This window comes from Polaromonas sp. P1_F8 (assembly GCF_056405635.1).
Map to the genome: position 1 here is coordinate 656,904 of NZ_JBFUBS010000001.1, position 11,462 is coordinate 668,365.

Sequence of the window (11,462 nt, forward strand, 5' to 3'; positions counted from 1 at the left end):
CGCTGCCGATGTGGTCAATGAGTTTCTCCGGCTCATCATGCTTCCTGACCCGGTGGCCGCCAGCCGGTTCACGGCACCCGGCATGAAGATTCTTTTCACCGGCGGCCGGGCCATGAGCGCCCCCGCTGAGTGCACCAAATTCAATGCATCGCGCTACAAATGGGTGAAAAAAAGGATTGAGCGCACCGAAACGGTTGCCGCGGGCTCTAACGGCTCCGCCCCCGACGAAGCGGTGGTCTACAGCCTGGGAACCCTGTACGGAGAATGGCCTGACGGAACGCCTTTTGAAGGCAACCGCTATGTGGACCGCTATGTCGTCAAAAGCGGGCTGATCACACACATGGACGTGTGGAACGACAGCGCCGAATGGCTGCTGGTGCGGGCAGGCCTGGCTGTGCTGTGATCAGCTGATGGCGGCAAGCTACAGCGGCGCCCTGCCGACGCACAATCGCTTTGACTACCAGGCGATCAACCAGCGCAAACCTTATCGTTGGCCCAACGGCGCTGGTCTGGCTGTCTACCTGGGTTTCAACATCGAGCACTTTGCCTTCGGCGAGGGCATGGGTGCCACCATCGGCCCGGCCAGCCCGCAGCCGGATGTCCTGAACTACAGCTGGCGCGAGTACGGAAACCGCGTGGGCAGCTGGCGCTGCCTCGAGCTGTTTGACAGCCTGGGCCTGCCGGCGGCCGCCCTGATCAACACCGCACTGTATGACCACTGCCCCGAGCTGGTGGCTGCCTGCGTAGCGCGCGGCGATGAACTGGTCGGCCATGGCCACACCAACGCCGAACGCCAGGCCGCCATGAGTGAAGCGGACGAAAGCAGCTTGCTGGTGCAGTGCCGCACGCGCATGCAACAGGAGAGCGGCCAGTCCCCCGCCGGGTGGCTTTCACCGTGGATTTCGGAAAGCCTGCATACCCCTGACCTGCTCGCTGAAAGCGGCTACGGCTACACCCTGAACTGGTGCCACGACGACCAGCCGCTGCCAATGCGCACCCGCAGCGGAAAGGCTTTGTGGGCTGTGCCTTACCCGCAGGAACTCAATGACATCCCGATGATCATTGCGCGTCAGATGGACGGCAAAGACTTTGCGCAGATGATCATCGATCAGCTTGATGAGATGCTGGAGCAATCGCAGGCCAGCAGTTCAGCACCACTGGTGATGGGCATTGCACTGCACCCCTACATCGTCGGCCAGCCTTACCGCCTGCGCCACCTGCGGCGCGCGCTTCAGCATGTCGCCGCCGCACGTGACCGGGGCCAGGTCTGGATGAGCACGCCGGGCGATATCTTCCGGCACGCCGTACAGATGGCCGCGTGAGCGGCCCCTGAAAGAGGCGCTCGTGTGCGTGCCGGAGCGCGGGCAGAGGCTTTTGCTTATTACGCGCAGGAGCTGGTGGAACTTGAGCTGAATGTCCACGCGAAAGGCACAGCGCTGGAGTCGCCCGGTGTACGCCCTGAGGTTCACGTAAAGCGAGTTAGCTATTAAATTGATCGCTGCTTGCTCAGTATTTACAGGACTTTCAGCCAACTTTCACTTCAACATTTTTCAGGTATTCAATCCCTGCCGCAGCACTGCCCCGCATTTGCCGGGACCGCCGGGCCGAAAGCTTCCGACATGCAACCGTGGTTATCATCCGCATCGGAGTGGAGTTCGGCACACAAAGAGGAGGCAAGGTACCATGTTCTACTGGATCTACGACATACCCCACTGGATGCTGGCGCTGCTTTTTTGCGCCGTCTGCCTGGCCTACACGTGGGGTGGCCTGCTTTTGCTGCGGCCGCTGATGCGCAAGTGGGTGGGCCCGCAGCCGGACGCCAATGAATTTGTCAGCTACTTTCTTTCGGCTTATGGGGTGTTCTACGGGCTGATGCTGGGCCTGATCGCGGTTGCCACCTACCAGAACTTCGCGGATGCAGAAAAAGCCGTGGGCAAGGAGGCCACCGCCATTGCGGCGCTGTACCGTGATTTGTCGAACTATCCGGAGCCTGCGCGCGCCACCCTGGAAGGCCAGATGAGGGACTACGTACGCTTTCTGATCGTCGAAGCCTGGCCCGAGCAGCGGCAAGGACGGCTGCATGCTGGCGGCACCACGCGCGTTTCAGACCTTCATCAAAAGCTGCTGTCATTTACCCCCGCCAGCCGGACCCAGGAAATCCTGCATGCCGAAACACTGCGGCAATTCAACAGCTTTCTGGAGGCCCGGTATGCGCGCCTGCAAAGCGTCAGCACCTCCCTCTCGGGTGTGCTGTGGTGGGTGGTGTGCCTGGGAGCGGCGCTGAACTTTTCGCTGCTGTGGCTGTTTTCCATGGACCGGCTGGCACTACACCTTGTGCTGTCGGGCATCCTGGCGAGTTTTGTCGGCTTGATGCTGTTTTTCATCGCCGCGATGGACCACCCCTTCCGCGGCGAAGAGAGCGTCTCGCCGGACGCCCTGAAGCTGGTTCAGGAACGGCTCATGCCGTCCCCGCGCTAGCGCCGCGCGCCGGCGGCAAATTCGTACAACTGCGGTGCGCCGCTTCCGCGGCCCTCGCGGCCTTCAGGTCGACCAGTTGATCTGCTCAAACAGGCGCATGAGTCTCGCCTGCCGCGCCAGGCTGAATTGCCCGACCCAACCGATCCGGCCCAACAGGTGTGATCGAAAGTCGGCAAGCCGGTCTTTGTTTTGTGATGCTGGCCCATGCAGCACGCTTTGATGCAAACACGCTTTAAGCCGATCGAAATCATCACGTGGCACATTCGGTCTAACGTTGACCACGACCCCGGTCACGCACTGGCGTTGATGCCGGGGCAGGCAACGCGTCTTGTCCGGATGCAGGGTAAAGCCTTCATCGCGGACGATCTCTGCGACCCAGGCGTGCAGGGCGCGAAACTTCCGTCGCAGCGACTCGGGACCTGAAAATACCAGGTCATCGGCGTAGCGCGTATAGCTCGCGCCGAATACCCAGGCCAGTCCCTCAAGCCGCAAATCGAGATTGAAAGCGCAGAGATTAGCCAGCGCCGGTGAGGTGGGCGCGCCTTGCGGCAAATGTGCAGAGCCAAGGCGCTTGGCCCCTATCCAGTCAAGTCCGCCATCGTCGCGCAAGCGCTCAACGACCATCGCGGCCGTACGGTGTGTGCAGAGCGCGGTGAGGCTTCGCGCCACACCTTCGGGGTAACCCAGCGTGCGCCAGACGGCATTGACCTGGGCCGCCCCCACACTTCCAAAAAAATCGCGCAAGTCAAAACGAATCACCACAGCTTGGCCAACATGGGTTGCCGCATGGGTTTTAACTGAACGGCCAGCGGTGAAGCCGTGTGCGGCCTCGTGCACAGGCACCTGGCTCAGCAGCGTATGCAGGATGTGGCGCTGCACCCGCTTGAGCTCTGCTTTGGGCGTCTCCAGCAACCGAAGGCCACCCGTCTGCTTGGGCTGCAGGCTGTAGCGATAGTGCTCAACAACTGCCGGCGTCGCCGGAGCCAGCCAGCGCAGCTTTTCGGGGGGGAGTTGTAGCCAGCATGCAAGATCCGCATTCGTTGCAATGTCGGGCAAGGTGCACGCCTCCAGCCCCAACGGCCGGGGCCGCATCACCGCCGGTCGCAGGATTAATCGGCGAATTCGTGGCGGCCTTTCCGGTTCGGGATCATCGCGGTCATCACCCGGCTGCGAGGCTTGCGGCGCGCTGGAGTCATTGGGCTCTGCGTCTTCGTCGTCGTCACCCTCCTCCCCAAAGGCCAAGTCAAAGGCATGGGATGCCTCCAGCCGCCGCGCCAGCGAAGTGACGTCAAATTTTTGCCAGGTGATGGTCGAAAGCAGAGTCAGCGGCTCAAGCAACTCCCGAAGCCAGGCGGGGCGTTGCCCGAGGGCTGATGCTGCCCTGGCCTGAAGGGCGCCCAAGGTGGTGCCGCCCGCCTTGTCCGCGTCGGCGAGCAGTGCGCGAGCCAGGCCGCGTGCAATCAAATGTCGGAAGCTGGCTTCGCGCATGGAATTGGGTTGACGCCGGCATTCCAACCAGCAGGTCCTGCGTGAGCTGGGTGCGCAGAATGCGCAGTCCGCTCACGCGCCGAAATCGCAAAGTACAAAACAACCATGGGGGTACCCCATGGTGCGGACAGGCAGCAACGAATCGCGTCCCGCTCGCAACACTTGGAATGCTGGCGTCGTCGAAATTCTAATGGCTTGCCCTCGGCAACGAGGTGTTGTCCCGCGCTGTGAAGGTGCCAAAACAACAGGGAATGCTTTTGATGTACGGCCTACGCTGCCGCACACATCAAAAGAATATGCCAACCAAGAGGATGCAACACGCTATCAATTCAATAGCTGCTTGCGCTCGCCCGATAAGGGCCAGAGGCACTTTTTACCTGAAGATAGGTCACGCGCAGCCCCAGCGCATGCAAGGCTCCAGCTACACGTCGGCCTTGGGTTGCGCAAGGCTCTCTCAGGACTGCGTTCAAACTCAACCCATAAAAAAGCCGCGCAACCCTTGCGGTGTCTGCGCGGCCGGCTACTGACTTAGTAGCGCCTCTGGCAACTATTCAGCGTCACTTGCGCGCTGGCGGCAAATCCGTGCAGCTGCCGTGCGCCACTTCCGCCGCCATGCCGATGCTTTCGCCCAGCGTCGGGTGCGGATGGATGGTCTTTCCGATATCAACGGCGTCTGCACCCATCTCGATGGCCAGTGCAATCTCGCCGATCATGTCGCCGGCATGCGTGCCGACAATGCCGCCGCCCAGGATCTTGCCGTGGCCGTGCGCCTCAGGGCTGTCGTCAAACAGCAGCTTGGTGAAGCCTTCGTCGCGGCCATTGGCGATGGCGCGTCCGGAAGCCGTCCAGGGGAAAAGGCCCTTTTTGACCTTGATGCCTTCGGCCTTGGCCTGGTCTTCAGTGAGGCCCACCCAGGCCACCTCGGGGTCGGTATAAGCCACGCTGGGGATCACGCGAGCGTTGAAGGCGGCGCTGGCCAGTTCCTTGTTGCCCTGCAGTTCACCGGCAATGACTTCAGCAGCCACGTGCGCTTCGTGCACGGCCTTGTGCGCCAGCATGGGCTGGCCCACGATGTCACCGATGGCGAAGATGTGCGGCACGTTGGTGCGCATCTGGATATCAACCGGAATGAAGCCGCGGTCGGAGACCGTGATTCCGGCTTTTTCGGCAGCCAGTTTCTTGCCATTGGGTGTCCGGCCCACGGCCTGCAACACCAGGTCATAGGTCTGCGGGGCCGGGGCGCTGCCGCCTGCTTCCGCGGACTCAAACGTGACTTCGATGCCTGCCTTGGTTGCCTTGGCGCCCACCGTTTTGGTTTTGAGCATGATGTTGTCAAAACGCGGCGCGTTCATCTTTTGCCAGACCTTGACGAGGTCGCGGTCGGCGCCCTGCATCAGGCCGTCCATCATTTCGACCACGTCCAGGCGTGCCCCCAGGGTGGAATACACCGTGCCCATTTCGAGGCCGATAATTCCGCCGCCCAGGATCAGCATGCGTTTCGGTACCTCTTTGAGCGCCAGCGCGCCGGTGCTGTCCACCACGCGGGGATCGTTTGGCATGAAAGGCAGACGCACCGCCTGGGAGCCCGCGGCGATGATGCAGTTCTTGAACGCAATGGTCTGCTTCTTGCCGGTTTTTTCCTGGCCTTCGGCGCCGCTGGTTTCTTCGACCTGCAGGTGATGGGCGCCGACGAACTGGCCCAGGCCACGCACGACGGTGACCTTGCGCATCTTGGCCATGGCCGTCAGCCCGCCGGTGAGCTTGCCGACGACCTTTTCCTTGTGGGTGCGTAATTTGTTGATGTCGAGCTTGGGTTCGCCAAAACTCACGCCCAGGCTGTCGAAATGCTTGACCTCGTCCATCACGGCGGCCACATGCAGCAAGGCCTTGGAAGGAATGCAGCCGACATTCAGGCAGACACCGCCCAGCGTGGCGTAACGCTCCACCAGCACAACCTTCAGGCCCAGATCGGCGGCACGGAAAGCGGCGGAATAGCCGCCGGGGCCGGCGCCCAGCACCAGCACGTCGCAGTCCAGGTCGGCCGATCCGGTGAAGCTTGCGGCAACCGGGGCTGCTGCTGCGACAGGGCCTGCTACAGTTTTAGGAGCTGCTTGCGCAGGTGCTGCGGGCGCTGCAGCCTGTTTTTGCGCCGCATCTGCGGCGGGCGCAGCGGCAGCACCGGTGCTTTCCAGCGTCAGCACGACGGAGCCTTGCTTGACCTTGTCGCCCACCTTGACCTTGATCTCCTTGACCACGCCGGCCGACGAAGACGGGATTTCCATCGAGGCCTTGTCACTTTCAACGGTGATCAGGCTCTGTTCGGCCTTGATGGTGTCGCCGGCCTTGACCAGCACTTCAATGACGGACACTTCGTCGAAGTCGCCGATGTCCGGTACCTTGATGTCGATCACAGGGGATGCACTCATTTGGAGGCTTTCAATTTAAGGGTGAATATGTCGACGGGTCCGGCGGAGTTCTTGTCGAACTCGCAACCCGCATTCAGGCCGGCCATGGCCACTTCGCGTGCAGTCTTGGCCTTGTCCCAGGCGGCATGCATGGCGCCGAGCGCAAAGCTGCGGCCTGAGCCGATACCCCAGAATTCCTTGAACTCAAAGACTTCACGGTAGCTGTAGAGGCCGTAAATACCGCTGGCATTGGCAATGACCACCGTGAACTGGCTGGACTCGTAGGGATCGTTGTCGTCTTCCTTGGTCTGCAGGAAGAACGTTTCCTTCAGCATGGGATGCAGCTTGACGAAGGTGTCGAACACCTCGTCGCGCGAGCCCAGCTTGAGCTGTTCTTTGGGCAAGGCCGCCATGGCCTTGCGCAGCACCGGAAAATGCGCCACCGTACCGGCCATGCCCACATAGCTCAGGCCGGCAGGCGTTTCGACCTTGAAGATCTTGCTGTTGGCTTCAAACCGGTGGCCCAGGCTGGTGTCGCCGAAGGTCACCAGCGTGTCGGCGGCGATGGCAACCTGCCCCGCCTTCTTGACGACTACAAGTGTTGTCATGGTTCCGCCCCGTTTAGAGGAGGACGCGGCGGAAGTCGGCGAGGATTTGGCCCAGGTAAGCGTTAAAGCGCGCAGCGCCTGCGCCGTCGATCACCCGGTGATCCCAGGCCAACGACATCGGCAGCATCAGGCGCGGCTGGAAGGCCTTGCCGTCCCAGACAGGCTCCATCTGGCTCTTGGAGACGCCGAGGATGGCGACTTCCGGCGCGTTGATGATGGGGGTGAAGTAACGCCCGCCGATGCCGCCCAGTGAAGAGATGGTGAAGCTGGCGCCCTGCATTTCGGCTGGCGTCAATTTACCGTCACGCGCCTTCTTGGCCAGCTCGCCCATTTCCTGGCTGATCTGCAGCACGCCTTTTTTGTCGGCGTCTTTCAGCACGGGAACGACCAGCCCGTTGGGCGTGTCGGCAGCAAAACCGATGTGGTAATACTGCTTGTAGACGATCTGGTCGCCGTCGAGCGAGGCATTGAATTCGGGGTATTTCTTCAGGGCAGCAACGCTGGCCTTGATCAGGAAAGCCAGCATGGTGACTTTGAGGCCCGCCTTTTCGTTTTCCTTGTTGGTCGAAACGCGGAAGGCTTCCAGTTCGGTGATGTCGGCATCGTCGTGGTTGGTGACGTGCGGGATCATCACGTAGTTGCGCAGCAGGTTGGCGCCGCTGATCTTCTTGATGCGCGACAGGTCCTTGCGCTCGACCGGGCCAAACTTGGTGAAGTCGACTTTGGGCCATGGCAGCAAATCGAGCCCTGCGCCGCCGCCCGAAGATGCGGGCGCTTTGGCGGCCTGCGCCTGGGTGCGCACGCTGCCGTCCATCACCGACTTGGTGAAGGCCTGGATGTCGTCTTGCGTGATGCGGCCTTTGGGGCCGCTGCCCTTGACTTCTGCCAGTGGCACACCGAGTTCGCGCGCAAACTTTCGCACCGAGGGCGATGCATGCGGCAGGTTGCCTTGAGGCGCGGTGGTGGGGTTGTGGGCCGGCTGGCTCGCTGAAGCAGATGACGTTGCCGGTGCAGGGGCAACAGCAGATGCTGCGGCAGGCGCTGCAGCGGAGGCTGGCGCGGGCGCAGGCGATGCGCTCACAGCCGCAGAACCTTCCAGGATGGCCAGCAGGTCGCCGATGTTGACGACGTCGCCCATCTTGACCTTGAGTTCTTTCAGCACACCGGCGGCAGACGACGGGATTTCCATCGAGGCTTTGTCGGACTCGACGGTGATCAGCGACTGCTCGGCCTTGATGGTGTCGCCAGGTTTGACCAGGACTTCAATGACAGACACGTCCTTGAAGTCGCCGATATCGGGCACACGGACTTCCACCGGACCGGAAGCGGCCGGGGCAGCAGCGGGCGCAGGCGCCGACGCTGCTACAGATTTGCTAGCTGCTTGCGCTGGCGCAACGGGCGCTGCAGCCGGTTTTGTCGTTGAAGCCGGGGCGGCTTCGGCGCCGGCCACTTCCAGCGTCAGGACCACGGAGCCCTGCTTGACCTTGTCGTCGAGCTTGACCTTGAGCTCCTTCACCACACCCGCGTGGCTGGAGGGGATTTCCATGGAGGCCTTGTCGGACTCCACGGTGATCAGCGACTGCTCCGCCTTCACGGTATCGCCGGGCTTGACCATCAGCTCAATCACCGTCACTTCGTCGAAATCCCCGATATCAGGAACTTGAATGTCTACCACTGCCATATTCTTGTCTCCGGTTGCTACAGGTGCTACGTCAGGGTTTTAACTCAAGCGTAAAGCGGATTGATCTTGTCGGCGTTGATGCCGTACTTTTTGATGGCTTCGGCAACCTTGGCCGCCGGCACGGTGCCCTCTTCGCTGAGCGCCTTGAGCGCCGCCACGACGATGTAGTGGCGGTTGATCTCGAAGTGCTCACGCAGCTTGCTGCGGAAGTCGCTGCGGCCAAAACCGTCGGTGCCCAGCACCTTGTAGGTACGGCCCTTGGGCACGAAGGAGCGGATCTGCTCGGCATAGGCCTTCATGTAGTCTGTGGATGCGACCACTGGGCCGGTGTGCTTTTCAAGCTGCTGGCTGACAAACGGCACACGCTGTTTGTCGGTCGGGTGCAGCAGGTTCCAGCGTTCGCAGTCCTGGCCGTCGCGGGCCAGTTCGTTGAAGCTCGGGCAGCTCCACACGTTGGCGGCAACGCCCCACTCTTTTTCAAGCAACTCTTGCGCGGCAATGGATTCACGCAGGATGGTGCCGGAGCCCAGGAGCTGCACGCGCGGCGTGAGCTTGGCGCCTTCCTTGCAGAGGTACATGCCCTTGATGATCTGCTCTTCAGTACCGGGCTTGAGGCCGGGCATCGCATAGTTTTCGTTCAGCAGCGTGAGGTAGAAGTACACGTTGTCCTGCTTCTCGACCATGCGCTTGAGGCCATGGTGCAGGATGACGCCGACTTCATGGGCAAAGGTTGGGTCGTAGCTGATGCAGTTGGGAATCGTGCCGGCCAGGATGTGGCTGTGGCCGTCTTCGTGCTGCAGGCCTTCGCCATTCAGCGTGGTGCGGCCCGAGGTACCGCCCAGCAGGAAGCCGCGCGCCTGCATGTCGCCGGCCGCCCAGGCCAGATCGCCGACACGCTGGAAGCCGAACATCGAGTAGTACACATAGAACGGGATCATGATCCGGTTGTTGGTGCTGTACGAGGTGGCGGCTGCGATCCAGCTGCTCATGCCGCCGGCTTCGTTGATGCCCTCTTGCAGAATCTGGCCTTGCTTGTCTTCCTTGTAGTACATCACCTGGTCTTTGTCGACCGGCGTGTATTGCTGGCCGTCAGGGTTGTAGATACCGATCTGGCGGAACAGGCCTTCCATGCCGAAGGTGCGGGCTTCATCGACCAGGATGGGCACCACGCGTGGGCCCAGGGCCTGGTCGCGCAGCAGTTGCGTGAGAAAGCGCACATACGCCTGCGTGGTCGAGATTTCGCGGCCTTCGGCCGTGGGTTCAATCACCGACTTGAAGGTCTCCAGGGCCGGCACGGTGAACTGCTCGTCGGCCTTGACGCGGCGGTGCGGCAAGTAGCCGCCCAGGGCCTTGCGGCGCTCGTGCAGGTAACGCATCTCGGGGGTGTCTTCGGCCGGCTTGTAAAACGGGATGTCGGCGAGCTGGCTGTCGGGAATCGGGATGTTGAAGCGGTCGCGGAAAGCCTTGATGTCTTCGTCGGCCAGCTTTTTGGTCTGGTGGACGTTGTTCTTGCCTTCGCCGATCTTGCCCATGCCGAAGCCTTTGACCGTCTTGATCAGCAGGACGGTAGGCTGGCCCTCGTGCTTCACGGCCGCGTGGAAGGCCGCATAGACCTTTTGCGAATCATGGCCGCCGCGGCGCAGGTTCCAGATGTCGTCATCGCTCATCTTGGCGACCATCTCGAGCGTGCGCGGGTCCTTGCCGAAGAAATGCTTGCGGACGAAAGCGCCGTCGTTGGCTTTCATGGCCTGGTAGTCGCCGTCAACGGTGTCCATCATGACCTTGCGAAGTGCGCCGTCCTTGTCGCGCGCCAGCAGCGGATCCCAGTTGCTGCCCCAGATAAGTTTGATGACGTTCCAGCCGGCACCGCGGAACTCGCCTTCGAGTTCCTGGATGATCTTGCCGTTGCCGCGCACCGGGCCATCCAGGCGCTGCAGGTTGCAGTTGATGACAAAGACGAGGTTGTCGAGCTTTTCGCGCGCAGCCAGGCCGATGGCGCCCATGGATTCGACCTCATCCATCTCGCCGTCGCCGCAGAAGACCCAGACCTTGCGGTTTTCGGTGTTGGCAATGCCTCGGGCGTGCAGGTATTTGAGGAAACGCGCCTGGTAAATCGCCATCAGTGGGCCGAGGCCCATGGAGACGGTGGGGAACTGCCAGAACTCGGGCATGAGCTTGGGATGCGGGTAGCTGGACAGGCCCTTGCCGTCGACTTCCTGGCGGAAGTTGAGCAGTTGCTCTTCGGTCAGGCGGCCTTCAAGGTAAGCACGGGCATAGACGCCTGGCGACACATGGCCCTGGATATAAAGGCAGTCGCCGCCATGGTTTTCACTCTCGGCGTGCCAGAAATGGTTGAAACCGGCACCGAACAGGCTGGCCAGCGAGGCAAAGGAGCCGATGTGGCCGCCCAGGTCGCCGCCGTCGGCGGGATGCAGGCGGTTGGCCTTGACGACCATGGCCATGGCGTTCCAGCGCATGTAGGCGCGCAGGCGCTCTTCGATCTCGAGGTTGCCGGGAGAGCGCTCTTCGTGGTCGGTTTCAATGGTGTTGACATAGCCCGTATTGGCCGAGAAAGGCATGTCGATGCTTTTCTGGCGGGCGTGCTCAAGGAGTTGCTCGAGCAGGAAGTGGGCGCGCTCGGGGCCTTCACTTTCGATGACGGCGGACAGGGCGTCCATCCATTCACGGGTTTCCTGGGTGTCCTTGTCCAGCGCGTCGTTGGCGGCAGTGCGCAAGTTGTCGCCCGCTTGGTTCGGAATGGCAGCCATTTTTTGTCTCCTGAGTAGCCTGATAAAGCTTTGT

At 61.7% G+C, this 11,462-nt stretch carries 8 protein-coding genes; 3 read left to right on the forward strand and 5 right to left on the reverse strand.

Annotated elements, in window-relative coordinates:
• Positions 1-37: 37 nt before the first annotated feature.
• From AC1D1J_RS03205 to AC1D1J_RS03215, 3 genes are all read left to right on the forward strand, one after another.
• Positions 38-403, forward strand: coding sequence for a nuclear transport factor 2 family protein (locus tag AC1D1J_RS03205; protein ID WP_477685860.1), 366 nt, complete (start codon positions 38-40; stop codon positions 401-403).
• A gap of 7 nt (positions 404-410) precedes the next feature.
• A complete protein-coding gene (locus AC1D1J_RS03210; RefSeq protein ID WP_477693874.1) occupies positions 411-1,322 on the forward strand; it encodes a polysaccharide deacetylase family protein in 912 nt (303 codons plus the stop codon).
• Positions 1,323-1,683: 361 nt separating this feature from the next.
• Positions 1,684-2,478: a bestrophin-like domain gene (locus AC1D1J_RS03215; RefSeq protein WP_477685620.1), complete on the forward strand. Its 795-nt coding sequence runs from the start codon at positions 1,684-1,686 to the stop codon at positions 2,476-2,478.
• Positions 2,479-2,541: 63 nt separating this feature from the next.
• On the opposite strand, the gene AC1D1J_RS03220 is transcribed toward AC1D1J_RS03215, so the two are convergent.
• The 5 genes from AC1D1J_RS03220 to aceE all read right to left on the reverse strand — a co-directional run bounded on the left by AC1D1J_RS03220 (position 2,542) and on the right by aceE (position 11,428).
• Entirely contained in the window at positions 2,542-3,816 is a 1,275-nt protein-coding gene (locus AC1D1J_RS03220; RefSeq protein ID WP_477693875.1) for a reverse transcriptase family protein, read from the reverse strand.
• A gap of 707 nt (positions 3,817-4,523) precedes the next feature.
• On the reverse strand, positions 4,524-6,392 hold the full coding sequence (gene lpdA / locus AC1D1J_RS03225) for a dihydrolipoyl dehydrogenase (RefSeq protein WP_477693876.1): 1,869 nt from the start codon (positions 6,390-6,392) through the stop codon (positions 4,524-4,526).
• On the reverse strand, positions 6,389-6,979 hold the full coding sequence (locus AC1D1J_RS03230; RefSeq protein ID WP_477693877.1) for an MFS transporter: 591 nt from the start codon (positions 6,977-6,979) through the stop codon (positions 6,389-6,391). Before AC1D1J_RS03230 ends, lpdA begins: the two co-directional genes overlap by 4 nt.
• Positions 6,980-6,992: 13 nt before the next feature.
• A complete protein-coding gene (aceF, locus tag AC1D1J_RS03235) occupies positions 6,993-8,660 on the reverse strand; it encodes a dihydrolipoyllysine-residue acetyltransferase (RefSeq protein WP_477693878.1) in 1,668 nt (555 codons plus the stop codon).
• 44 nt (positions 8,661-8,704) lie between these two features.
• The gene (gene aceE / locus AC1D1J_RS03240; protein ID WP_477693879.1) at positions 8,705-11,428 is read right to left on the reverse strand and encodes a pyruvate dehydrogenase (acetyl-transferring), homodimeric type; all 2,724 of its coding nucleotides are present in this window, start codon (positions 11,426-11,428) and stop codon (positions 8,705-8,707) included.
• Positions 11,429-11,462: the final 34 nt, after the last annotated feature.

Excerpts from the sequence above, each read along its gene's own strand:
- lpdA (WP_477693876.1), bottom strand. The coding sequence starts at position 6,392 with ATGAGTGCATCCCCTGTGATCGACATCAAGGTACCGGACATCGGCGAC.
- aceE (WP_477693879.1), bottom strand. The coding sequence starts at position 11,428 with ATGGCTGCCATTCCGAACCAAGCGGGCGACAACTTGCGCACTGCCGCC.
- AC1D1J_RS03215 (WP_477685620.1), top strand. The coding sequence starts at position 1,684 with ATGTTCTACTGGATCTACGACATACCCCACTGGATGCTGGCGCTGCTT.
- AC1D1J_RS03210 (WP_477693874.1), top strand. The coding sequence starts at position 411 with ATGGCGGCAAGCTACAGCGGCGCCCTGCCGACGCACAATCGCTTTGAC.
- aceF (WP_477693878.1), bottom strand. The coding sequence starts at position 8,660 with ATGGCAGTGGTAGACATTCAAGTTCCTGATATCGGGGATTTCGACGAA.
- AC1D1J_RS03230 (WP_477693877.1), bottom strand. The coding sequence starts at position 6,979 with ATGACAACACTTGTAGTCGTCAAGAAGGCGGGGCAGGTTGCCATCGCC.
- AC1D1J_RS03205 (WP_477685860.1), top strand. The coding sequence starts at position 38 with ATGCTTCCTGACCCGGTGGCCGCCAGCCGGTTCACGGCACCCGGCATG.